Origin of the sequence: Streptomyces sp. NPDC014733, from assembly GCF_043083385.1 — a bacterium.
Classification (GTDB): domain Bacteria; phylum Actinomycetota; class Actinomycetes; order Streptomycetales; family Streptomycetaceae; genus Streptomyces.
In genome coordinates this window covers 1-23,581 of the sequence record NZ_JBIBYO010000010.1, presented here as the reverse complement: position 1 = coordinate 23,581, position 23,581 = coordinate 1, and the positions used below count along the sequence as shown (strand labels likewise).

The following is a 23,581-nucleotide window of genomic DNA, read 5'->3' as shown; positions in this document are numbered from 1 at the left end:
CTTGAGCCCGTATTCAGCCGGCAGGCGTATACGGCCTGGGGGAGTTACTGGTCGTTCGCCATCGTGGAGAAGGTGCCGCTCGCATCGTTCGCGGGAAACCGCAGGTGTGCGGTGACTTCGGGAGATGTCACGGGGGGGGGAGGGGCGAGGCAAGGGGGCGTCGGTGAGGGGCGTGGCAGGGGAGTCGGTGAGGAAGAAAAACCGGTCGGCCTGCGGTTCTCTCGTGCTCGGGCCGGGTCTGCGCTCCTGTCCCCCTCCCTGCGGAGAAACCCACACGGAGCCTCCACACCGGTAACGGTGCTCACCAGGATTCACCATGGTAACGATGAACACCCCCGCACAATGGACCGCCGGCGTCCGCTATGTCGCGAATCCCGTGGGTTTTTCATAGGGATGGCGCAGGCTAATTTCCTTCGCTCCGGGCGCCGCGATTCTCTGTACGGGGCGGCCGATTCCTGTGCGGCAAAATCGCGATTTAGGTAGTTTCACTTTCACCTGCCGGGCGGAGGCGGGACACGGCCCGGCAGATGACGCGACTCCGGGATGCGGCCCCGCTCGGCCAATTCCTCATGGCGAGGGGGCGACGTCCGCCCCGGTACCCGTCCGGGGGCTCCCGCGCACCGTCAGCGGATCGCCGGGCGCTCTCATCGCCGGTGGGAAGGGTCCGGGGAGACGGCAGGCGCGGACCGCTGCGCCAGGGATGCCGGATTGACGCGCTGACACCGCGGTGCCGCCCTTCGCGCGGTGCGGTGGCAGGCCGCACAGGCCCGCGCGCGACGGCTCACCGGTCCCCGCCGCTGCGGGCGCGGCGCCAGGCGCCGTCGGCCAGCAGACGCAGGCCGTTGAGACCGACGAGGACGGTGGAGCCCTCGTGGCCTGCGACACCGAGCGGCAGGGGCAGCGTGCCGACCAGGTCCCAGAGCACCAGACCGGTGATGAACACCCCGGCGATGACCAGGTTCTGTACGACCAGGCGGCGCGCTCGGCGGGAGAGGCGGACGACGGTGGGGAGGGTGGCCAGTTCGTCGCGGACCACGACGGCGTCGGCGGTCTCCAGGGCGAGGTCGGCGCCGACGCGGCCCATGGCGATGCCGGTGTGGGCGGCGGCCAGCGCCGGGGCGTCGTTCACACCGTCGCCGACCACCAGCACCTTCCGCCCGGCCTGTGTCATCTCCCGCACCGCACTCACCTTGTCCTGCGGCAGAAGGCCCGCGCGGACGTCGGTGATGCCCACCTCAGCGGCGAGGCGGGCCGCCGCACGGGGGTTGTCGCCGGTGACCAGCACGGGGGCGGTCCCCGTCAGGTCACCCAGGGCGGAGACGGTGGCGGCGGCCTCCTCGCGGAGCCGGTCGGCGATGCCCAGCACCCCGGCCGGGGTGCCGTGGAGGGTGACCAGCACGGCGGTGCGGCCGGCTTCCTCAAGGCTCGCGGCCACGGCGACGGCGGGGTGGCTGGTGTGGTCGTCCAGGAGGCGGGCGGGGCTGCCGACCGCGATCACGCGGCCTTCGACCGTGGCGCTCACCCCGGCGCCCGTGGTGGAGGCGAAGCCTTCCGCCGGCGGGATGTCGAGGTCGCGGGTGCGGGCGGCGTCCACGACGGCGCGGGCCAGGGGGTGCTCGCTGGGGTGTTCCGCTGCGGCCGCCAGCCGCAGCAGCTCGTCCTCGCTCAGGCCGGAGGCGGCCAGGGGGCGGACGTCGGTCACGCGCGGGGTGCCCTCGGTCAGCGTGCCGGTCTTGTCCAGGGCGACCGTGTCGACCTGTCCGAGGCGTTCCATGACCACCGCGGACTTGACCAGCACGCCGTGCCGTCCGGCGTTGGCGATGGCGGAGAGCAGCGGCGGCATGGTGGCCAGTACGACCGCACAGGGCGAGGCGACGATCATGAAGGTCATGGCGCGCAGCAGCGTGGACTGCAGCGCGGCGCCGAAGAGCAGAGGGAGGAGGAACAGGGCGAGGGTGGCGGCGACCATGCCGATGCTGTAGCGCTGCTCGACCTTCTCGATGAACAGCTGGGTGGGCGCCTTGGTCTCGGTGGCTTCCTCGACCATGGCCACGATCCGGGCGATCACCGAGTCCGACGGGTCGCGTTCGACCTTCACCCGCAGGGCGCCGGTGCCGTTCAGCGTTCCGGCGAAGACCTCGTCGCCCTCCTCCTTGGCCACGGGCAGCGGCTCGCCCGTGATGGTGGCCTGGTCGACCTCACCGGCCCCGTCCAGCACCCGGCCGTCGGCGCCGATCCTCTCGCCGGGCCGCACCAGGAGGATGTCGCCCACGCCGAGCCGTTCGGTCGGCACCGTCTCCTCGGTGCCGTCGTCGGCGATCCGGGTGGCGGTCGCCGGGGCGAGATCGAGCAGGCCGCGCACCGAATCGGCGGTGCGGGCGGTGGCGATCGCCTCCAGGGCGCCGGAGGTGGCGAAGATGACGATCAGCAGCGCGCCGTCCAGCACCTGCCCGATCGCCGCGGCGCCCAGTGCCGCGACGACCATCAGCAGGTCCACATCCAGGGTCTTCTCCCGCAGCGTCCGAAGCCCTGCCCAGCCCGGTTCCCAGCCGCCGGTGGCGTAGGTGAGGGCGAACAGCGGCCCCCACGTCCAGGCCGGGGCCCCGGTCAGATACAGCGGCAGCGCGATCAGGAACAGCGCCAGCGCCGCGGCCGCCCAGCGGGCCTCGGGGAGCGCGAAGATCCGGGTACGGCGCCTGGGCGCTGCCGGTTCGCGAGCGGCGTCGGCCGGAACCGGACGGGTGAGAGTGGAAGACATCGACACGGTCCCTCGAGACACGACAACGGCGGAGGCGTCCAACCTCCTCACCGTAACAGGAACAGATGAACATCACTTCATGTATTCATCGTGCGGCGTACGATGGGCGCATGGGTCACGGAGCCGCACAGCCTGCCAGCAACGTCCCGCGCACACGCCTGGACGCGGCCGGTGCCGCCAAGGTGGCCACCACCCTGCAGGCCCTGGCCACCCCCTCGCGTCTGCTCATCCTCGCCCGCCTGCGCGAAGGCCCCCTGCCGGCGACCGAGCTGGCCGCCGAGGTCGGCATGGAGCAGTCCGCCTGCTCCCACCAGCTGCGACTGCTGCGCAACCTCGGCCTGGTCACCGGCACCCGCAAGGGCCGCTCAGTCGTCTACGCCCTCTACGACAACCACGTCGCCGAACTCCTCGACCAGGCCCTCTACCACGTCGAGCACCTCCGCCTCGGCATGAGCGACGCCGCGCTCCCCGCCCAGGAGCCCGAACCCACCGCCGCCCCGAGCGGCTGAGCCGCCGCGCCGCTTGCCGCAGCGCCGGCCACCGTCCCGGACGCCACAGTCGCGTGCGCCAGCCCCGTTGGCCCGGGGTGCCGCCGTCGGGAACGCGACATGCGTCGTGATCGGGGAACCCCAGGTCACGTAGGCCGTGACCTGGGGTTCCTGCGGTCGGGGGAGCGATTCGGGTGGATCGGGCGGCCCAGGTGCCGGACTCGGGGTGGGCTGCCCGGTGGGGTGGCTACGTCTGCAATTCGTCGGACGCCCGCCAGGCGTGGTTGACGAAGCGGGCGGCCTGCGGGTGGGCGCCGTGGGATGGGTAGGCGAGGTGGGCGCTGACGGTGGGTGCGCCGGTGAGGGGGACGAGGTGTACGGAAGGGTGCGTGTAGCGGCGGGCGGTGGAGATCGGTGCGGTGCCCACGCCCAGGCCCGCGGCCACCTGCTCCAGCCACTCGTCGTAGTTGCGGCACTCGGCGCCCACCGCCGGGCGGCGGTCGGCGGGCCACATGTCGGGGAAGGTGGTGCCGCTGGCGGTGTTGACGATCAGCGGTAGACCGGCGAGTTCCGCCCAGTCGAGTTCGGTGCGTGCGGCCAGTTCCCAGCCGGCGGGGACGCCCGCGATGCGAGGCTCCTCATAGAGGAAGCGGCTGCGCAGGTTCTTGGGCGGTGGCGCGCCGCGCAGCAGAGCCACGTGCACCTGGCCGGTGTCGAGCCCGGCCCGGGGTATCTCGCAGCGGACGAACTCGACTCCGGTCCCGGTCTCCTCCGCGAACCGGGCGGCGAATCGTGACAGTCCCTCGGGCAGTCCCCAGCTGAACCCGACGCGCAGTTTCTCCCCTTCCCGTAAGTCCTTCAGGGTCCGGTCGAGTTGACCGAGCAGGGGGCCGAGGTTTTCCCGCAGCTTCTCCCCTTTTTCGGTGAGTTCCGTTCTGCGGGTGTTGCGTTCGAAGAGCTGGACCCCGAGAGACTCCTCAAGGGACTTGATGGTGCGGGTGAGGGTGGGCTGGGCGAGGTGGAGGCGCCGGCCGGCGGCGGTGAAGCCGCCTTCCTCGGCCACCGCCAGAAAGCACCGGAGATGGCGTAGGTCGACATTGATTCGCTGGGTGTATAGGTGGGTCAGCAATGTCATTTCTCCCGGAGTGGTCGGGTGTCTAGTGTTCTGGGTGTGCCGCGCGGAAGGGGTTTCCGGCCTGCTCGGCAGGGCAACAGCTGGCGCTGCGTGTGACCATGTGTCCAACGGGGGTTTCGTCGTGATCATCAGTCTGGGTGCGCCATCGACCGGTAGGGCGCAAAGATTGACTAAAGGAAAAGCAAAGGCGCGCCTGTTCTTTCGGAGCGCCCGGTGGAGGGTACCGCGTCAGGTGCCATTCCGGGGGTCTGTCATCCGTGTTGGTTGGGCTTCGTAGCGTCATTTCCGTGCGCCGCCGGACAGTGGCGCCGGGCGTCAGTCAATAATTCGGATCCAGCGGTACGTCGACTTCGGCTCGCCGTTCCGCCGATGACCGCTGCCCGAAACCTTTTCTCTCTTCTCCGCATGTCTTCTCCGCGGACCCGCCGAACCCGGCGAGCGTTCTTTTCCCCGGTGCATCTTCGCTGCTCGCAGAGGGCTGTGAAGGCCGGTTCCGCTGAATTCCGTTCCGCTGCCATTCAACACTGAGAAGGATTTTCGCTGTGCCGGTAATAGATATGCGCAACGGTCCCCTCGAATACGTCGTCATCGACGGCGACCCGGATCTGGCACCCCTGGTCTTCCTGCACGGCGGACTCGGCTGCCTCGCTGCCTGGGGGCGCTTTCCCGCCCTGTTGGCCGCCGCCACCGGGCGCCGCGCCCTCGTCTACTCCCGCCACGGAAGTGGCGGCAGCGGCCCCGACCCGCTGCCCCGCACCCCCCGCTACATGCACGAACACGCCCAGGACGTGCTGCCCGAACTGCTCGGCGCGCTGGGCATGCGGCGCCCCGTCCTCGTCGGCCACAGCGACGGCGCCTCCATCGGACTCCTCCACGCCTCGGCGCACCCCGTGGAAGCCGTCGTGGGGATGGGCCCGCACCTGTACTACGAGGACGAGAACCGCATCGGCATCGAGAATGCCCGCGCCTCCTACGAGGCGGGCCCGCTCGCCAGGAAGATGGCCATGGTGCACGACGACCCCCGGGGGGTCTTCGAGCGCTGGAGCGGAGTCTGGCTCTCGCCCGCCTTCCGCAGCTGGTCCATCGAGGACGACCTCGACGTCACCGCTCCGGTGCTGGTGATCCAGGGGGACGCGGACGAATACGGCTCCCTCGCCCAGGTCGACGCCGCCGAGCGCGCGGTGCGTGGCCCCTTCCGGCGCCTGGTCCCCGAGGGCTGCGACCACTACCCCCACCTGGTCCGCCCCGACCTCGTCATCGACGCCGTCGGCGACTTCCTCGCCGCGCACACGCCGACCGCGGAGGCTGCCCGATGACCGAGCGGCCCACCGTACGCCTCGATGCCCTGCTGGCCCGCTCCGCGCAGGTCCACCCCGGGCGCACCGCTCTGGAGGGGGACGGCGAGAGCTGGACGTATGCCGAACTCGACCGCGCCGTCGACGCACTGGCGGCGGAACTGACCGCCGCCGGAGTCGCCCCCGGCGACCGGGTCGGCGTCTACGCACCCAAGACCCCGGCCACCGTCATCGCCCTGTACGCGTCGCTGCGGGCCGGTGCGGTGACCGCGCCGCTCGACATCGCCGACCCGCCGGAACGCACCGCCCGCATGATCCGTAACGCGGGCCTGTCCCTGCTGCTGACCTGCGACCGGGCCCTGGCCGGGGCCCGCCGCGCCGTCACCCGCGCCCGCGACGGGGCCCCGGTCTCCGAGAGCGCCCTCGACCACGGTCTGCACCGGCTGCGCATCCTCACCCCCGAGGAGCGCCCCGCGCCGCTGCCCGCGCCCACCGATTCCGGCGGCTACATCCTCTTCACCTCCGGCAGCACCGGCTGGCCCAAGGGCGTCCTGCTCTCGCACGAGAACGTCGCCCACTACGCACTGTGGGCCGCCGGCGAGTTCGGACTCACCCCGCGGGACCGGATCGGCTCCCAGGCCGCCCTCACCTTCGACCTGACCACCTTCGACCTGTTCAGCGCCGCCGCCGCGGGGGCCTGCACGGTCCTGATGCCGGATCTGCTCCGGTCCTTCCCGCGGGACGTCGTCGGATGGCTGGCCGACCGGCGCATCACCGCCTTCATGGCCGCACCGTCCCTCTACCACGGCATGCTCCAGCAGGGCGGTTTCGCCGACTCCCCACCGCCGGCCCTGCGCATCGCCGCCTTCGGCGGGGAAGCGTTCGCCCCGGAACTGCTGGAGCGGTACCTGAAGGTGCTCGACGGGATCCCCTTCTACAACCTCTACGGGCCCACCGAGACCAACGCCTGCACCTACTACCGGGTGCCGCCCGACTGGACCGCCGACCAGGAGATGCCCATCGGCCGCGGCATCGGCGGCGTCCTCATCGACGTGCTCGACGAGGACGGCCGGCCCACCGACGGCCCGGGGGAGATCCACATCGCCGGCCCCACCGTCTTCCAGGGCTATCTGCGCGGTGACGAACCGAGCGACCCCACCGTCCACGTCACCTTCCGCGACGGTGTGGCCCGCCGCGCCTACGCCAGCGGTGACATGGGCCGGATCACCCCCGACGGCCTGGTCTTCCTGCGTGGCCGGCGCGACAACCAGGTCAAGCGGCGCGGCCACCGTATCGACCTGATGGACGTGGAGAACGCCGTTCTCGAAGTGCCGCAGGTCGCCACCGCCGCGGTCGTCGCCAAGGGCGGCCCGCACGCCGGCCAGATCTGGGCCTACGCACAGACCGGTGCCACCGAACGGGAGGTCCTGGCCGCGCTGCGCGAGGTACTGCCCCAGCGGATGCTGCCCGACCGGGTGGTCCCGCTCACCACTCTGCCCACCACCACCAGCGGGAAGGTCGACCGCCGCGCGCTGCGCGACGCCGATGCCCCCGCACCACACGAGGAGATCACCGTATGAACAGCGTCGAAGAACTCTGCACCCTCGTCGGCAGCCGGATCACCTGGGGGCGCGGCGAGGACGCCGGTTCGCTGAACGCCGACACCCCGCTGCTCGAAATGGGCCTGGTCGACTCGCTGGCGATCATGGAGATCGTCGCGGCGCTGGACAAGGAAGCCGGGATCCGCCTGCCCGACACGGAGATCGTCGCGGCCAACTTCCGCAGTCCCAAGGCCCTTTGGGCCGCCATCGAAAACCTCGCCGGCGAGGGCCGCAAATGAGGGCGGCGGCCACCGCGGTCCTGCGCACCGGCGCCCCGCACACCGAGGAGATCGTCGACACGTACCGGGACCTGGCGGCACCGGTGGTGGCGCGGCTCGCGGACGCGGACTTCCTCACCCAGTGGCGGGCCATGGCCGACCTCGGGGTGCTCCGGCTCGCCGCGCCGGACGCCACGGCACCCGGCCCGGTCACCCGCTCGCTGGCGGTGATCGAGGGCATCGGTCTGGCCGGCGCGGACCCGGGGCTGTGCTACGCGCTGGCCTCGCAGCTCTTCGGCATGCAGTTCCCCCTGCGGGACGCCGTCGGCGACGGCGCCTGGCGGGCGGTCGAGGAGGTCCAGCAGGGGCGGGTGCTGCTGTGCCACGCACTGACCGAACGCGGCGGCGGCAGCGACCCGTTCTCCATGGAGACCCGCGCCCGGCGCGAGGGCGACGGCTTCGTGCTCGACGGCGCCAAGACCTTCATCACCGCCGCCCCCGTGGCCGACCGGGCGATCGTCTTCGCCCGCACCGCCGAGGGACGCTCACCGTTCGCGCTCTCCGCCTTCCTCCTCCCGCTGGACCTGCCGGGGATCCGCCGCGGCGAGTCCTTCACCAAGACCGCCCTGCCCACCGTGCCGATGGGAGAACTCCTCTTCGAGGGGGTCCGGCTCCCGGCCGGCGCGCTCCTCGGCGACGAGGGGTCCGGGCTGGCGGTGATGGCCTCCACCACCGCCTGGGAGCGTTCCGTCATCCTCGGCTACGCCCTCGGCCCGATACAGCGCCTCGTGACCCGTACCGTCGACTGGGCCGCGGACCGCGACCACTTCGGCCGCCGCATGGGCGCGAGCCACCAGGTCGCGGGCCGGGTCAGTGACATGGCGATGGCGCTGCACCGCTCCCGCGTCCAGCTCTACGCGATGGCCGCCCGGCTCGACGCCGGGGTGCCCGCCCGGCAGCTGGCCGCCGAGGCCGCGCTCACCAAGATCTCCGTATCCGAGGACTACGTACGGCTGACCGAGCACGCCACCGCGCTCGCCGGAGTCCGTGCCTTCCTCCCCGGCTTCGACCTCGCCGCCGATCTGGCCGGGCCCATGGCCGCCCTCACCTACGCCGGCCCGAACGACCTGCTGCGGGTGGGCGTCGCCCGCCAACTCGGCCTCCCCGTCGAGAACTGACCGGCCGGGAAACCGGCCGGCCGACCACCGACCTGAAGGAATAGTGATGACGCTGCCGACCCAACTCGATGACCTCCTCAAACTCGCCGCGGAGACCGGCGCCCGCCTCGCCCCGCTCGCCACCGACACCGACGCCGGCCGTGACAACGGCCACGAGACCTACCGCGTGCTGCGCGAGTCCGGTCTGCTCGCCCTGCTCGTCCCGCAGGAAGCGGGCGGCGCGGGCCTCGGCTTCGGCGACTACTGGCGGGTGCTGGCCGAACTCGCCCGGCACAACGGCGCCGCCGCCCTCGGCTTCAACATGCACCACGTCGTCATGGGGGCGCTGGCCGACGCCGGCGGAACGTCGCTTCCCCCGGCGGCCGAGACGTTCCGCGCCTGGATGCTGGACGAGGTCGTGAACGGGCGCAAACTGTTCGCCTCCGCCACCTCCGAGGCCGGTCGTGGCGCCAAACTCCGCGGCATGCAGACCCGTTACCGCCTTTCCGACGACGGCACGCACTACATACTGAGCGGCAAGAAGTCCTTCGTGTCGCTGGCCGGCGTCGCCGACTACTTCGTCGTCGCGGCCGCCGCCGACAGCGCCGAGGACACCGGTGAGGTCTCGCACTTCGTCGTCGCCGCCGACGACCCCGGCGTCAGCTTCGACGCCGTGCAGCACATGTCGGCGATGTACGGCACGAGCACCGCCCCCATGACGCTGGACGAGGTCCCGGTGCCCCGCTCCCGGCTCTACCTCGGGGTCGAGGGCATGTCCCTGTTCAAGGTCGTCCGCGAACCGCACTGGATGATCGCCGGCTACACCGGCGCCTACCTCGGTATCGCCGAGGCCCTCTTCCAGCGCACCGTCGACCATGTCACCGCCTCCGCCACCCGCGCCGACTCACCCGTCGTCCAGCAGGAGCTGGGCAGGATGGCCGCCCGGCTGTGGGCCGCCCGCGCACTGGTGCACGAGGCCGGTGACCTCGTCACCGCCCAGCGCGGCAGCCTGGAGGCCAACGCCATGGTGCACGCCGCCAAGTACGTCGTCGGCGAGACCGGCCCGCAGCTCGCCCAGGACGCGCTGCGGCTGTGCGGGTCGGCCGCCGTCAGCCCCGGGCACCCGCTGGAGCGGCTGATCCGCGAGGTCCAGTTCGCCCATGTGATGCCCGCCAAGCCGCAGGAGTGCCTGGAATACCTGGGCAAGTCCGCCGTCGGCGTGAACCTCTACGACGCCCGGGCCTTCACATGGTGACCCCCGTGCAGGACGCACCCACGGTGGCCCGCGACGCGTTCCGGGAGCTGATGGGCTCCCACCCCGGTGGCGTCGCCGTCATCACCACCGCCGACGCCGGGGGAAACCCGTACGGCTTCACCTGCACGGCCCTGTGCTCGGTCTCCCTCGCCCCGCCGCAGCTGCTGGTGTGCGCGGGCAACAACGGGAGCACCCTCCCGGTCCTCGCCGCCCGCGGGAGCTTCACCGCCAACCTCCTGCACAGCGGCGGGCGCCGCGCCGCCGCGGCGTTCGCCGGTCCGGCCGCCGAGCGGTTCCGCACGGTGCCCTGGGAGCCCGCGCCGGTCACCGGCCTGCCGGCGCTGCCGCAGGACGCGCACGCCACCGCGGAGTGCCACGTCACCCGGCTCACCCCGGCCGGCGATCACACCGTGGTGATCGGCGAGGTGGTGCACATCCAGACGCACACCCCGGCCACCGACGCGGCGCCGCTGCTGTACGGCATGCGCCGCTACGCCACCTGGCCGGTCTGACCCGGCCGTGTCCCACCGGCCGGTCCCACCCGTGACCGTGCCACCCCACCGCACCCACCCGACAGACGAGGAATGCCCATGTACCGCACCCTGATGAAGTCGAAGATCCACCGCGCCACCGTCACCCAGGCCGATCTGCACTACGTCGGATCGGTGACCGTCGACTCCGATCTGATGAAGGCCGCGAACCTGATGGCCGGGGAGAAGGTCGACATCGTCGACATCGACAACGGCGCCCGGCTGTCCACGTACGTCATCGAGGGCCCGGCCGGCTCCGGCGTCATCGGCATCAACGGCGCCGCGGCCCGGCTCATCAGCCCGGGTGACCTCGTCATCCTCATCGCCTACGCCGCCATGACGGACGCCGAGGCCGTCTCCTTCGTCCCTCACGTGGTCTTCGTCGACGAGCACAACGCCGTTGCGGGGCTGGGCGGCGACCCGGCCGAGGTGCCCGAGGGCTCGGGCCTCAAGCGCGGCGACCTCGTCGCCAACTGATCGCCCACCGAGGCCACGGCAGGGAGATGTCATGACGATCTCAGTGGTCAGCGGCGGCACCCGCGGTATCGGACGGGCGCTGAGCCTCCGGCTCGCCGCCCTCGGGCACCGGGTGATCGCCCTCTACCGCGGTGACGACACCGCGGCGCGGCAGACCGCGGCGGCGGGCCGGGGCCGGATCGAGGCGCTGCGCTGTGATCTCGCCCGGCCCGAGGAGATCCGGACGGTCCGCGACCGGATCACCGGCGACTACGGTGCGCCGTCCGTGCTCGTCAACAACGCCGGGGTCAACCGTGACCGGCCGTTCCTGTCGATGACCGCCGAGGACTGGGACACGGTGTTGGCCACCAACCTCTCCGGCCCCTTCCACCTCAGTCAGGCCCTGGCACCCGCGATGGCGGAGGCGGGCGGCGGCAGCATCGTCAACGTCGCCTCCACCACGGCGATCCGGCCCCGGGCGAACGGCGCCAACTACTGCGCCAGCAAGGCGGGCCTGCTCCAGCTCACCAAGTGCCTGGCCCTGGAGCTCGCCCCGCACATCAGGGTGAACGCCCTGCTGCCCGGATTCACCGACACCGAAGAGGTCACCGAGCGCTACCGCCTCGACGACCCGGAGCGGCGGGCCGCCGTCCTGGACGCCATCCCGGGCCACCGGCTCGGTACGGCCGAGGACATGGCCGACGCCCTCGAATTCCTGGTGACCGCACGCAGCCGCTATGTCACCGGACAGCAACTCATCGTCGACGGCGGCCACTTCATGGGGTGACCCGCCCCGGTACACGCACCCCCACCGGTCCGTCCCGACAGATTCCCGCACCGTTCAGGAGATGAAGCTCATGCGACTGACCCAGCAACAGGCCGAGCAGTACCACACGCACGGGTTCGTGATGCTCGACTCCCTCCTCGACACACAGGAGGTGGAGATGTTGCGCGCCGCCTTCGCACGCGATGCGAAGGTGCCCGGCCCGCAGGTGGTGGCCGAGGACGGCGGGACGGAGGTACGCGCCGTCTACGCCTCGCACCAGCGGCAGCCGGAATGCGCGGGCCTGATCCGCGACCCGCGCATCCTGGAGCCCGTCCGGCAGCTGCTCACCGACGACGTCTACGTCTACCAGTTCAAGATCAACGCCAAGCCGGCGTTCGGCGGCGACAAGTGGGCCTGGCACCAGGACTACCTCGCCTGGCGCCTCGCCGACGGCCTGCCCGCCCCGCGCCAGATCAACATCGGGGTCTTCCTCGACGACGTCACCGAGTTCAACGGCCCGGTCATCTTCCTGCCCGGCTCGCACCGCCAGGGACTCGTCCACGAGGACCGCTCGGCCGCCGCCAGGTCCGCGCAGCACCTCGACCCCGACGACATCTCGCTGACGCCGCAGCAGCTCACCGAGCACGTCGACCGCTACGGCATGACGAGCCCCAAGGGCCCGGCCGGCTCCGTCGTGCTGTTCTCCCCGGAGATCATGCACGGCTCGGCGCCCAACATGTCGCCGTTCACCCGCCGGCTGCTGATCGCCACCTACAACGACTGCGGCAATCTGCCGCGGCCCGAGGGCGAGCCCCGGCCGGAGTACGTCGTGTGCCGTGACACCGAGCCGCTGCGCCCGCTGGCGGCGCCGTTCTCCCACACCCTGGGCACGGTGGCGGCATGACGACACGACGCACCGGACGCGCCGTCGTCCTGGAGGAGTTCGGCGAGCCGCTGCGACTGCGGGAGTTCCCGCTGCCGCAGGCCCCCGTCGGCGGACTGGTCGTCGCCTGCGGATACGGCGGCGTCTGCGGTACCGATCTGCACCTGCAACAGGGGCACTTGGACATCCCCGTGCCGCTGACCCTCGGACACGAGGGGCTCGGTGTGGTGCGGGAGGTGGGCGAAGGCACCCACCACGACGCCGCCGGGGCGCCGCTCGCGGTCGGCGACACGGTGATGTGGGCCTCCTCCATCGCCTGCGGCGTCTGCCCGCCCTGCCGGCTGCACCGCGAGCCGACCCTGTGCGAGCGGCGCCGGACCTACGGCGTCAACCGCGCCCTCGGCGACGGTCCGGAGCTGTCCGGTGCCTGGGCCGACCACATCGTGCTCCAGCCCGGCACCACCGTGATCAAGGTGCCCGACGGCACCGACCCGCTCGCCGCCATGTCGCTGGCCTGCGCCGGCCCCACCGTGGCCCACGCGCTCTACGAGCGGCGGCCGGTGCGGCTCGGCGAGACCGTCGTGGTGCAGGGCAGCGGCCCGGTCGGGCTGGCGGCGGCGGCGTTCGCGCAACTCGCCGGCGCCGCCCGGGTCATCGTCGTGGGCGGCCCGGCCGCCCGGCTGGACCGGGCCCGCGCGGCCGGTATCGGCGACGTCCATCTGGACATCGCCGGCGCCGCCGACCCCGAGGCGGTCCTGCGGCAGGTGCGGGAGGCCACCGGCGGGGACGGAGCCGATCTGGTCATCGAGTGCGCCGGGGTGCCCGCCGCCGTCGGCCAGGGCCTCACCCTGGCCCGCCGGGGCGGCAGTTACCTGATCATCGGGCAGTACACGGACGCCGGGGACACGCTGATCAACCCGCACCAGATCGTCCACCGGCAACTCGACGTCGTCGGCTCCTGGGCGTTCACCGGCGCCCATCTCGTCGAGTACGTCCGCCTCCTGCCGGCCCTCACCGCCCGGTTCGGTCTGGCGGGGCTGGTGACGGCGTTCCCGCTGGAGGAGCATGCCGCCGCCCTCGCCGCGGTCGCCGACGGATCGGTGATGAAGGCGGTGCTGACGTCCTGACGCCGGACGTCCGGGCACCGCGCGGGCCCTGACACCGGCGCCTGCCGCAGAGGACGGCCCGGCCGTGGCGCGCCGCCGCGGCCGGGCCGTCGTGCCTGTCCGCCCGCCCGCACGGCGGGCCGTCCGGGCGCCCGGTCAGGCGGTGAGCGCCCGCAGGGCCTTCTCCGTCGCCGGGTCGTCTGGGAGATAGGCCAGCAAATGGTGGCCCGGCTCGTCCACGGCGGCGAGCTTGACGTAGCGCAGCCGCAGATCCCCGGCGACCGGATGCCGGAAATGCCGTACGGCGGGGTGGAACGCCGAGGTCTCCCGGCGGCCGTACCAGCGGGCGGCGTCCGGGTCGGCCAGCAGTTCCTCGGCGACCTCGGCGTACCTGCCGTCCTCCGGATGCCGCGCCGCCTGCGCCCGGAACTGGCCCAGCAGACTCCGCGCCTCCGGCTCCCAACTGGCCAGCAGCGTACGGGCGGGCTGCCAGCGGAAGACCAGCCACAGCAGATTGCGCTGCTTGGGCGCGAGCCGCGCCAGGTCGGTGAGGAGCGCGCTGTACCCCGCGTTCCAGGCCAGCAGGTCCCAGTGCGGGTCGAGCACCGCCGCGGGATTCGGCGTCAGCGAATCCACCAGCGACAGCAGATTGCGCGACACCCATCCGGGCGGACGCCCGGGCCGCGGGGGGTGCGCCACGAACGACAGCACGTGCGCGGTCTCGTCGGCGTTCAGCCGCAGCGCCCGCGCCACCGACCGCAGCACCTGTTCCGAGGTCCGCACCCGGCCCTGTTCCAACCAGGCGTACCAGGAGCTGCTGACCCCGGCCAGCTCCGCGACCTCCTCGCGCCGCAGCCCGGGGGTACGGCGCCGGGGCGAGCCGGGCAGCCCCACATCGGCGGGCGCCAGCCGCTCACGGCGGGAGCGTAAGAACGCGCCGAGTTCGCGGCGCGGTCCGCCGGACTGGTTGCCGTGCACGCGCCGGCTCCTTCCCCCGCCGTCGGCCGCCCCGGGGCGGAACACCGTGCCCGCAGGGTGTGAGCAAGGGTAATAGGTTGCGGGACCACGCGGTGAGTTCATGGTGATGGGCTGGTGGACGCCGGGCCGAGAGCACCGGCAGGCACGGACACAAGGAGCCCCATGGACACCACCGACTCACCCCCGGCCACCGCCGCCACGTCGCCCGTCGGCGCGACCGCCCCGCCGATGCCTGCCGCCGCGCTGCGCCTGCTGCGGACCGCCGGTTTCGTGAGCAACTTCGACCGCTTCTGCATCACGCCCATGGTGATGCTCATCGGCGCCCAGCTCAGCGCCCCGCTGCCCACGGTGATGCTCGCGGCCAGCGGCTACTTCCTCGCGTACGGTCTGATGCAGCCGGTCTGGGGCCTGGCGAGCGACCGGCTGGGGCGGGTGCGGGTGATGCGGATCTCGCTGGCCGGGGCCGCCGTCGCCGCATTCGCCTCGGTACTGGCACCCGACCCGACGGTGCTGATCGTGGCCCGGGTGGCGGCCGGAGCGTTCTTCGCCGCGTCCATCGCCGCGTCCATCACCTATGTCGGGGACACCGTGCCCGCCGCGGTCCGCCAGCGCCCGCTCAGCGAGCTGATGACCGCGTTCGCACTGGGCACCGCCGTGGCGACCGTCATCGCCGGGGCGCTGGCCCACTACGTCAGCTGGCGCCTGGTCTTCGCCCTGCCGGGCCTGATCGCCGCCGGTCTGACCGTCGCCCTGCGCCGGCTGCCGGAGCCGCCGCGTGAGGCGTCCGGTGCGCTGCTCGCCCCGTTCCGGGTCGTGCTGCGCTCCCGCTGGCAGTGGTACGTGATGGCCGTCGCGATGCTCGAAGGCGCCGTACTGCTGGGATTCTTGACCTATGTGGCGCCGGCGCTGGAGGCCCAGGGGGCCTCGGCGACGCTGGCCGGTGCGGTGTCCGCGCTCTACGGAGTGGGTTCGATGGCCGCGGCGCAGGGCGTCAAGCGGCTGGTGGGGCGCTGGACGCCGGTGTGGCTGATCGTGGCCGGCGGGGCGCAGATGCTGGTGGCCTTCGGCCTCGCCGCGGCCAGTACGTCGGTGCCCGCGCTGGTGGGGTGCGCCCTGCTGCTCGGCGGCGGCTGGTCGTTCATGCATTCCACGATCCAGTCCTGGGCCACGCTCCTCTCCCCGACGGCCCGCGCCACCGGGGTGGCGATGTTCGGCCTGGCGCTGTACGTCGGCAGCGCGCTGGCCAGCGCCCTCGCCGCCCTGCCGGCCGAGCACCACGCCTACCGGGGGATGTTCCTGACGGCCGCGCTCCTGACGCTCCCGCTCACGGTCGCCGCGGCGGTGGGCCGCGCCCGCTACCGGAACTGAACGCCGCCCGCCCGCCGGGGATCGAGCGACAGCCCGAAGAGGGCGCCTGACGGGAATCTCCCCGGTCAGGCGCCCTCTTGCGGTCTCTGGAAGAACAGCCTCCGTGGCTGCGGCCGAGTGCGAGGGGCGCACATCCGACGGCAACCACCGTCTGTCACGTCCCCGCTGTCTGCAACGACGTATGAAGGAAGCGGTGCATGGTGACACTCCGGGCGCCGGGTTTTCCCCGGTCCGGAGGGGGCTGGCCCCACCATCGACTGGCCCGCTGCCCGGATGGTCCGGCAGGCGTCGGGCAACGAGGCTGAAGGTATACGGATCCACCAAGCAAAAAGGGAACTCCTGTGTTCAGCTTCAAGCCACTGCGTCGCAGTACCGCCCGCACCGCTGCCGTCGGCGCGCTCGCCGTTGGGGCCTGCGTCACCGTCATGGCCGGCAGCGCGGGAGCCATCGTCAACGGGTCGGACTCCACCGAGAGCTACCCGTTCATGGCGACCATCCCGGAGTCGGCCCCGGACCAGGGGCTGATCGACGGGAACTGTGGGGCGTCACTGATCGCTCAGCAGTGGGTGCTGACGGCAGCCCACTGCATAAAGGTTGAGGGGCTCAAGCTGGACGGCATCGTGCGGGTCGGCAGCGACCACCGCAAGTCCGGCGGCACCGTCCGGAAGATCGACCGGACCTTCGTCCACCCCGGCTATGTGAACGGCGACAACAAGGCCGCCAACAAGAACGACATCGCCCTGATACGCCTGGACCGCCCGGTCGCCCAGCAACCCGTCAAGATCGCCGAACGGGCCGGGCGGCCCGGCACGCCGACCCGGCTCCTGGGCTTCGGCACCACCGTCGACACCGAGTTCGCGTTCCCGGACCGGCTCCAGGAGCTGAACACCCGCAGGGGCGCCGTGTCCGAGTGCGCGCCCGGCTACGCGGACCGGACCCGGCTGTGCACGATCACCACCGTGCCCAAGGCCATGGCGTGCTTCGGGGACTCCGGCGGACCGCAGGTCCAAAAGGGCCGGAACGGCCGCTGGGAGCTGATCGGCGTCACCTCGGGGCCCGGCGCCCCGGACGTGCCGTGCTCGCAGGGCCCCGGCCTCTACACCAGCGCACCCGCCTACGCGGGCTGGATCGACAAGACCATGAAGACCCACCGCGCTCCGTCGATTACGGCCAAGGCATCCGACCTCGCCGAGACCGGCACGGACGACAACACCGCGGCGATGGCCGGCATGGCCGCCGTGCTGCTCGCCGCCGGTGGCGGCACCACCCTCGCCATACGCCACCGCAAAACCTGCCACACCGCCTGAGCGCACCCGCCGCACCCCAAGACGGCGGCTCCCTCACCGAGGGGCCGCCGTCCTCCGCCGCCTCCTGCACGCTCACCCCCCCGAAGAGCACACCGCGCCCCGCCCCTGGACGACACGGCACTGCCGTCGTTTCCCGTGAACATCCGCCCAGGCCCGCTGGCGCGCGGTCACCGCACCCCACCTCGTCGCCCTCGTCCGTGCCGGAGCTCGCTTCGAAAACGGCCACCTTGTCGAACGCCCTGGCGCTGCAGCGGCATGATCAACCTCAATCAGCTTATGAATTGGGCAGGTTGATAGGTTCAGTTCGAATTGAGTGATCACGGCTGAGGGAGTGGAACGTGACCGGTGCGGTCAACCTGCGTCAGACGCTGCGGGACATCGAGGTCTTCGCCGGCGAGCTTCCCGGGTTCGACCCATCGATTGCGCCAGACACGCCGTTCGAGCTGTTCACCGAGTGGTTGCTCAAGGCGTTGAGCGCCGGGGTGCAGGAGCCGCATGCCATGACGCTGGCCACGGCGGACGCCAGCGGTGATCCAACCGCCCGCGTACTCATCCTCAAGGACGTGAGCCCCGAGGGCTGGCAGTTCGCCTCGGACGCGAGCAGCCTCAAGGGCCGCGACCTCGCTGCCCGCCCCTATGCGGCGCTGACCTTCTACTGGGCACCGCTTGCCCGCCAGGTCCGGGTGCGCGGCCCGGTTGTGCGAGAGACCCCTGAACTGTGCGCTGCGGATTTCCTCGCCCGGGGCGCGGGGGCACGGGCGGAAGCCCTGCTCGGTCGGCAATCGCAACCGCTCGCGGATCTGGCCGAGAGGGATGCGCAGGTGGAGGCATCGCTCACGCGGATCAAGAGCGAGCCGGACCTCGTGGCGCCAGGTTGGACGCTGTACTCAGTGCGCCCGGAGTCGGTGGAATTCTGGCAAGGCGACAAGCAGCGCCGCCACACCCGGCTCGTCTACCTGTCTTCACCCGACGGGTGGACCAAGCAGATGCTGTGGCCCTGATTCCTGTCCGATCCACAACTATTGACGATTGCTCCACGAAAGCGGTAACGGGCATCCCGGCCAGGCCGCGATCACCTTCTGCGAAGTGAGGCGGAGCTGCCGATGCCCAGAGTGTCGCTCAGCGGTACACCCACCAGGGCGTTCCCGGCAGGCCGCCGGTGCCGCCACCTACGACGCCGTCCTGACCGCCCTCATGCTCTGCGCACCCATCTGGTCCCCGGACGGGCACCCGTCGCCCTCGGGCACCTGGGACACCTGGGATGACCGCATCGACATCCTGATCCCCTTCGACCGGGAGAAGCAGGACCACGTCGGCTTCAGCACCTCGCGGCTGTTCGCCGCGGTCTATCCCGAAGCCGTCGCCCTCGCACCGCCGATAGGGCCGGCCGGGGGCTGCTGTGGTGTTCGCGGCACCGAGGTTGGCGCAACCGGCCTGGTCGGAGTGGGGGAGCCTGGCTGTAGCGGGACCGCCGGGCACCCGTCCTGTGGCTGGTGCCGACTATCTCTCCACCTGGGCCACAAAAATCTATGCTGGCGGGAGTAGACATTGGGTGGTGGCATGGTTATGGTTTCTCTCGTAGCCAGAGAGACAGCAGGGCCCGGCAGAGACGAACTGCCGGGCAGCGTTAACCGCAGTTGCAGTTCGCAGGACGGTTCGGTGGTGGAGTTCCGAAGCCAGGGTTGTTGCAGGACGGCGACGGGACTGACGGCCGGACCGGGTGGCCCGCAGTGATCAGGGGCCGCCGTGAGCAGTACCGCAGTATCTGTAAGTGCAGTCCAGCAGTGAAGTTGAGTGAGCAGTACCTCGGTGAAGGCGTCGGCTGCGGACGCGCGCACCGGGGGTTCGGCAGTGGGGCTCTAAGCCAGAGCAGATGCAGGACGGGCAACGGGGCTGGCTGCCGAAGGGTGGTGCTGTCACAGGCCACCGGCAGTGCGCAGGATGGCACTGTCAGCAGTAGAGAGTGATTGATCCCAGAGGGAAGAACGGAGGAGCAGGCGCCATCAGGATCGCCCGGGTGGAAGTCGTGAGCCCGGGTACCGCAGGACATCGATAGTGAGGTGGTCTCCGGTCAAGCAACCGCGATCCCCGCACCCCCGGCAGTATTCAGGTCGGGTCGGCGGAAACAGAAGGCCGGCGCAGTACCAGGGCCGGTAGATGGTGTAGCAGTTCCTTCGAGGCCCGGGTGCCGTACGGCACCCGGGCCTCTCCACGCGTTCCAGAGAGGTGTACATGACAGCAGGCGAATCCTTCGACCGTCTTGATGACGACGACTATCCCGCCTACACCATGGGCCGGGCCGCCGAGATGCTCGGCACCACGCAGGGCTTCCTCCGCGCCGTCGGCGAAGCCCGACTCATCACCCCGCTGCGTTCCGAGGGCGGACACCGGCGCTACTCCCGCTACCAGCTGCGCATCGCCGCCCGCGCCCGGGAACTCGTCGACCAGGGCACACCCATCGAGGCCGCCTGCCGCATCGTCATCCTCGAAGACCAGCTCGAAGAAGCCCAGCGCATCAACGCCGAGTACCGCCGCGCCGCGTCCCAGCCCGCAACCGGCGACTGACCTGCCATCGCGGCAACCTACCTCCGTCCGCCGATTCCCCGCATGAGCACATGACTGCTGAAAACACCCATCCGGCGGCACCCAGCCGCCAACCCCAGCACCTTTCCGGCACCCACCGCGCTCCGGAGGTTGATGCGCCTCCGCCCGCCCGGCCGGCCGACAGGTGCCGCCCCGGATGACGCCCTTCAGCGCGCGGCGGCTGCGCTGAAGCCGAGGATGCGGGGCTGGCTGCACGCCGGAGTGTTCCCCCTCGGGCTGGCCGGCGGCATCGTCCTGATCACCCTTGCCCGCTCCGCGGCGGCAGTCGTCGCCTGCTCGGTGTACGCACTGTCGGTCTGCCTGCTGTTCGGTACTAGTGCGCTCTACCACCGTGGGACATGGGGCCCGCGCGGGGAGGCCGTCCTGCGGCGGCTGGGCCACGCGAACATCTTCCTGATCATCGCCGGTACGTACACACCCCTGGCAGTACTGCTGTTGCCCGCGGGCCAGCAGCGGATTCTGCTGGCCTTGGTGTGGGGCGGAGCCACGGCCGGTATCGCGTTCCGCGTCTTCCTGGGAGCTACATGACCAGCGACGGCCGAGCCCGCAGTGCGCCGTAAAAGACGTTCACTGTTACTCGCCAATCTATTGCGGCCGGATGAGGGTTTAGCGTGCCGCGTGAAGAGTGTTTCTACCGACGCAAGCAGAGTGCCGTCAGCGACCGGACGCGCACCGTTTCCGCGTGCTAGTGTCGATCTCAGTTGCAGTTGTGGTTCCCAAAAACTTCCACGCTTACGCCCGCATTTAGCCGCGAGAAGCGTTTTGAATTTCCGGTTGTTCTCCGGGCGGGGCATCATCGCAGCGACCCGGTATCCGTGGATTGCGGGTGCCGACGTACTGCCCCACGAGGAGATATGACATGGCGTCTGGCACTGTGAAGTGGTTCAACGCGGCCAAGGGTTTCGGCTTCATCGAGCAGGACGGTGGAGGTGCTGACGTGTTCGCCCACTTCTCCAACATCGCCGCCGACGGTTTCCGTGAGCTGCTCGAAGGCCAGAGGGTCACCTTCGACATCGCATCGGGCCAGAAGGGCCCGACGGCCGAGAACATTGTTCCCGCCTGACGCTGACGCGCACTTCGTAGCTGGGCCCCGCATCCCTCGGGGTGCGGGGCCCAGCTACGGGCACTTCCCTCAATGACGCCACCTGTGGGACGAACCGTCCCCAGCTCTTCTCCAGGGGGGCACGCCTTCCCCGGGCCGCATTCATCGACGTCCGGGATCTCACACCCATCTGGCGTCACCCATTTCACCGTCTGCCTCCCGCACCGGATTCACTGCATGGCAGCTTTGCTTTCGCCTTTCATTTCGGCCCCTTCTTGCGATTCTCCGCACTTTTCTTCCGCTGCGGGAATTCCTTGATGCATGCCGTATCGAGGAAGGTTCTCGAATAAATCCCACACGTACGAACGACTGCGCCTCCCGGACCCGCCGCACCGGCGGCCCCGCTTTCGGTTCCGGCGCCGGTTCGGGCCGGGGCAGTCGCTTCGGCTCGCCCGTTCCGAGCCGTTCCGGGGGCCGGAGCCGCTCGGGCGGCCAGGGGCGGCGGTCCGCCGAGGCCTCGGGCGAGTTCGCCCTGCCGAAGACGATCACTCCCGCACTGCCCGCGGACGGGGCGTTCGCCGAGCCCGACATGCCCACCCAGTTACTGGCCGCGTTGACCGCGCAGGGCATGAGCGTCCCGCTCCCGATCCAGGGCGCGACCTCACGCGGCCGGCGCAGCCCCGCCTCGGCTGCCCGGCGCAGGACCGTGCGGCAGACCTCCTTCGACGCGGCGGCGTCCTAGAAACCTCGTGATCACTAAACTGGCCCATCACTGCAGGAGGCACCTTTTGACGCTGGTTCAGATGCAGCCCCGCTCGACGAATGTCACCCCCGCACCCACGACTGCGGCGGACGTCATGGACGCAGACGCACTGCAGGTCTGCGACGACATGATCATCGAAGTCGCTCTGTCCGTCATGGCCGGCGCCCGCACCGGGCACCTGTTCGTCTGCGACAACGACGGCCTGTGCGCCCACCTGGTCACCCAGGTCCAGCTCACCGCAGTCCGTGACAGCCCCGCGTACACGGACCGGGTCCAACTGCGCGACATCCTCGGCGGCAGTGGGCCGTTCACCTCGCCCCTGGCCACGACTGCCGAAGCCGAGCACGCAGCCCTGGGCCGCCGGCTCGCTGCCCTGCCGGTCGTCGAAGACCAGGACGGCGCTCGGGGCGTCCACGCCCTTGCCCACTGAACTGCCTCACCGCGGTAGAGCCACCCCTTCTTCTCTCTGTGAGGCATCATGCGCTGTGTCATCGCCCGCTTCCTGTTCGACCTCACCTCACCAAGAGCGGCGTCCTGGAATCCATGAAGGGCATCAAGCCCGAACAGGTCATCGGCGAGTCCGTGAACACCGGCCGCCGCATCTACCCGGTCAAGCAGGTCGGGCAGGCCATCACGCGCCAGGACCGCCGCGATTTCGGCGCCGGTGAAGTTCTCCGGGCCATGACTCAGCTCGGCTTCACCTGCCCCGGCCTCCGCCGGACCGCCGCGCCCACGCGTGTCCGCAGACCGTTCCAGCAGGCTTCCGCGATGCTCGGCGCCCCTGCCGCCGTCTGACCGACGAGCGGCGCGAGCCGCTACCAGAACAACAGTGAGGGTCCGACCGGCCCCTGCCGGTCGGACCCTCACCGCGTTGCCGCGCGGTCCGTCAACGCGCAGCGTCGTATCTCACTGGTCGGAGTAGCTGAAGTCGCCCACGGTCCAAGCGCTGACGTCATCGATCGCCACGCGGTACATCCCGCCTGTCTCCGGGATCCCCACCCTGCCCTGCAGAATCCGCGCCACATGGAAATGCAGATGCGTGGGCGCCTTCTTCTCACACGTCGTAGTGGTGAAGGCGGCTGAGAATTCATTGAGACGGGCCGAGTCCGCCAGGACCTCGGACACCCGCTGCCTCCAGACAGCTTCGGGAGCCAACCGACCCGTGATGACAGCACCACCGGCGACCACAGTCAGAGTCATCTGGTTGCTGCGTCCGGACTCCACCAAGGCCGCGACATCAACCAGCAGTTCGTCAGGCTTCGACATGAGAAGCGATTCTAATCAACGCCGCCGGTCGGCCTGAGCGGGGGCGCTGCTGCGACATGCAAGCTCGAACTGCCCAGGCGGGGGCGGCACGGACCACACTGTTCCTTCATCGCCCAGCGACATCGACCACATGGTCCCGCTCGCCGAAGCCTGGGACTTGGGCGCCTCCCGGTGGAGCGCCGCCCGCCGCCAGGCCTGCGCCAACGACCTCGACGCCCCCCGCTCCCTGGCCACCGTCACCGCCAAGACCAACCGGATCAAAGCCGACCAGGATCCCGCCCAGTGGATGCCGCCGGCCGCCGAAGCTCGCTGCACCTACCTGACTGACTGGACCTCCACGAAGCTCCGCTGGGCGCTGACCATCGACCACACCGAAGGCGACGCGCCGCGTCACCTCGTCGCCACCTGCCCCGCCACCGAAATCACTTACACCCCGCCTGATCCCGGAACCGTCCGACGCCCTTGGTCTGCGGTTCTTCTACCGCTTGGGCACCGAGTCAGCTGGCGGAGCTAGGTGTGTTGTCCCGGGACGTTGGTGACACGCGCGTGGGGTGCTTGAACGGGTGAGGGCCTTCTGGCTCGGTGTGGATTGCGACATCTACGCC

22 protein-coding genes and 3 pseudogenes are annotated in these 23,581 nt (G+C 71.0%); 21 read left to right on the top strand and 4 right to left on the bottom strand.

The window, feature by feature from the left end; translation table 11 throughout:
• Positions 1-781: 781 nt before the first annotated feature.
• Positions 782-2,758, bottom strand: a complete 1,977-nt coding sequence (locus tag ACF1BH_RS21970; RefSeq protein ID WP_391644625.1) for a heavy metal translocating P-type ATPase — start codon at positions 2,756-2,758, stop codon at positions 782-784.
• A 110-nt stretch (positions 2,759-2,868) separates the two neighbouring features.
• Here ACF1BH_RS21970 and ACF1BH_RS21965 point away from each other — a divergent pair, with 110 nt between their 5' ends.
• Positions 2,869-3,267, top strand: coding sequence for an ArsR/SmtB family transcription factor (locus tag ACF1BH_RS21965; RefSeq protein WP_391644623.1), 399 nt, complete (start codon positions 2,869-2,871; stop codon positions 3,265-3,267).
• 226 nt (positions 3,268-3,493) lie between these two features.
• Here the strand turns inward: ACF1BH_RS21965 and ACF1BH_RS21960 are convergent, their stop codons facing one another.
• Entirely contained in the window at positions 3,494-4,381 is an 888-nt protein-coding gene (locus tag ACF1BH_RS21960) for a LysR family transcriptional regulator (protein WP_391644621.1), read from the bottom strand.
• A gap of 542 nt (positions 4,382-4,923) precedes the next feature.
• On the opposite strand from ACF1BH_RS21960, the gene ACF1BH_RS21955 reads away from it, so the two are divergent.
• The 10 genes from ACF1BH_RS21955 (at position 4,924) to ACF1BH_RS21910 (ending at position 13,669) form a co-directional block, all read left to right on the top strand.
• Positions 4,924-5,697: an alpha/beta fold hydrolase gene (locus ACF1BH_RS21955; RefSeq protein ID WP_391644619.1), complete on the top strand. Its 774-nt coding sequence runs from the start codon at positions 4,924-4,926 to the stop codon at positions 5,695-5,697.
• Entirely contained in the window at positions 5,694-7,256 is a 1,563-nt protein-coding gene (locus tag ACF1BH_RS21950; RefSeq protein ID WP_391644617.1) for an amino acid adenylation domain-containing protein, read from the top strand. The genes ACF1BH_RS21955 and ACF1BH_RS21950 overlap by 4 nt, the downstream gene beginning before the upstream one ends.
• The gene (locus ACF1BH_RS21945) at positions 7,253-7,516 is read left to right on the top strand and encodes an acyl carrier protein (protein ID WP_391644615.1); all 264 of its coding nucleotides are present in this window, start codon (positions 7,253-7,255) and stop codon (positions 7,514-7,516) included. Before ACF1BH_RS21950 ends, ACF1BH_RS21945 begins: the two co-directional genes overlap by 4 nt.
• A complete protein-coding gene (locus ACF1BH_RS21940; protein WP_391644613.1) occupies positions 7,513-8,673 on the top strand; it encodes an acyl-CoA dehydrogenase family protein in 1,161 nt (386 codons plus the stop codon). The genes ACF1BH_RS21945 and ACF1BH_RS21940 overlap by 4 nt, the downstream gene beginning before the upstream one ends.
• Before the next feature lie 46 nt (positions 8,674-8,719).
• Entirely contained in the window at positions 8,720-9,907 is a 1,188-nt protein-coding gene (locus ACF1BH_RS21935) for an acyl-CoA dehydrogenase family protein (RefSeq protein ID WP_391644611.1), read from the top strand.
• 5 nt (positions 9,908-9,912) lie between these two features.
• On the top strand, positions 9,913-10,419 hold the full coding sequence (locus tag ACF1BH_RS21930; protein WP_391644608.1) for a flavin reductase family protein: 507 nt from the start codon (positions 9,913-9,915) through the stop codon (positions 10,417-10,419).
• Positions 10,420-10,497: 78 nt separating this feature from the next.
• Positions 10,498-10,914, top strand: coding sequence for an aspartate 1-decarboxylase (gene panD / locus ACF1BH_RS21925; RefSeq protein ID WP_391644606.1), 417 nt, complete (start codon positions 10,498-10,500; stop codon positions 10,912-10,914).
• Positions 10,915-10,945: 31 nt separating this feature from the next.
• Complete coding sequence (locus ACF1BH_RS21920; protein ID WP_391644604.1) at positions 10,946-11,680, top strand: SDR family NAD(P)-dependent oxidoreductase; 735 nt, start codon at positions 10,946-10,948, stop codon at positions 11,678-11,680.
• 61 nt (positions 11,681-11,741) lie between these two features.
• On the top strand, positions 11,742-12,563 hold the full coding sequence (locus ACF1BH_RS21915) for a phytanoyl-CoA dioxygenase family protein (protein WP_391644602.1): 822 nt from the start codon (positions 11,742-11,744) through the stop codon (positions 12,561-12,563).
• Positions 12,560-13,669 carry a zinc-binding dehydrogenase gene (locus ACF1BH_RS21910; protein WP_391644600.1) on the top strand — a complete coding sequence of 370 codons (1,110 nt, stop codon included), beginning with the start codon at positions 12,560-12,562 and terminating at the stop codon, positions 13,667-13,669. The genes ACF1BH_RS21915 and ACF1BH_RS21910 overlap by 4 nt, the downstream gene beginning before the upstream one ends.
• Positions 13,670-13,804: 135 nt before the next feature.
• Here ACF1BH_RS21910 and ACF1BH_RS21905 read toward each other — a convergent pair whose 3' ends face one another.
• Positions 13,805-14,626 carry a helix-turn-helix domain-containing protein gene (locus ACF1BH_RS21905; protein WP_391644598.1) on the bottom strand — a complete coding sequence of 274 codons (822 nt, stop codon included), beginning with the start codon at positions 14,624-14,626 and terminating at the stop codon, positions 13,805-13,807.
• A 162-nt stretch (positions 14,627-14,788) separates the two neighbouring features.
• On the opposite strand from ACF1BH_RS21905, the gene ACF1BH_RS21900 reads away from it, so the two are divergent.
• The 9 genes and pseudogenes from ACF1BH_RS21900 (at position 14,789) to ACF1BH_RS21860 (ending at position 22,505) form a co-directional block, all read left to right on the top strand.
• Complete coding sequence (locus tag ACF1BH_RS21900; protein ID WP_391644596.1) at positions 14,789-15,994, top strand: MFS transporter; 1,206 nt, start codon at positions 14,789-14,791, stop codon at positions 15,992-15,994.
• Positions 15,995-16,335: 341 nt separating this feature from the next.
• Positions 16,336-17,301, top strand: coding sequence for a trypsin-like serine protease (locus tag ACF1BH_RS21895; RefSeq protein WP_391644594.1), 966 nt, complete (start codon positions 16,336-16,338; stop codon positions 17,299-17,301).
• A 338-nt stretch (positions 17,302-17,639) separates the two neighbouring features.
• Positions 17,640-18,302 carry a pyridoxal 5'-phosphate synthase gene (locus ACF1BH_RS21890; RefSeq protein WP_391644592.1) on the top strand — a complete coding sequence of 221 codons (663 nt, stop codon included), beginning with the start codon at positions 17,640-17,642 and terminating at the stop codon, positions 18,300-18,302.
• A 1,231-nt stretch (positions 18,303-19,533) separates the two neighbouring features.
• The gene (locus ACF1BH_RS21885; protein ID WP_391644590.1) at positions 19,534-19,866 is read left to right on the top strand and encodes a MerR family transcriptional regulator; all 333 of its coding nucleotides are present in this window, start codon (positions 19,534-19,536) and stop codon (positions 19,864-19,866) included.
• 50 nt (positions 19,867-19,916) lie between these two features.
• Positions 19,917-20,418 (top strand): annotated as a pseudogene (locus tag ACF1BH_RS21880) (hemolysin III family protein); the annotation flags it as partial.
• Positions 20,419-20,764: 346 nt separating this feature from the next.
• Entirely contained in the window at positions 20,765-20,968 is a 204-nt protein-coding gene (locus tag ACF1BH_RS21875; protein ID WP_391644588.1) for a cold-shock protein, read from the top strand.
• Positions 20,969-21,293: 325 nt separating this feature from the next.
• A pseudogene (locus tag ACF1BH_RS21870) lies at positions 21,294-21,608 on the top strand (ATP-dependent helicase); the annotation flags it as partial.
• 127 nt (positions 21,609-21,735) lie between these two features.
• The gene (locus tag ACF1BH_RS21865) at positions 21,736-22,140 is read left to right on the top strand and encodes a CBS domain-containing protein (protein ID WP_391644586.1); all 405 of its coding nucleotides are present in this window, start codon (positions 21,736-21,738) and stop codon (positions 22,138-22,140) included.
• A gap of 48 nt (positions 22,141-22,188) precedes the next feature.
• Positions 22,189-22,505 (top strand): annotated as a pseudogene (locus ACF1BH_RS21860) (SCO5918 family protein).
• Positions 22,506-22,616: 111 nt separating this feature from the next.
• Here the strand turns inward: ACF1BH_RS21860 and ACF1BH_RS21855 are convergent.
• Positions 22,617-22,976 (bottom strand): hypothetical protein, encoded by a 360-nt coding sequence (locus tag ACF1BH_RS21855; RefSeq protein WP_391644584.1) that lies wholly within the window; start codon positions 22,974-22,976, stop codon positions 22,617-22,619.
• A 130-nt stretch (positions 22,977-23,106) separates the two neighbouring features.
• On the opposite strand from ACF1BH_RS21855, the gene ACF1BH_RS21850 reads away from it, so the two are divergent.
• Positions 23,107-23,490, top strand: coding sequence for a hypothetical protein (locus ACF1BH_RS21850; RefSeq protein WP_391644582.1), 384 nt, complete (start codon positions 23,107-23,109; stop codon positions 23,488-23,490).
• Positions 23,491-23,581: the final 91 nt, after the last annotated feature.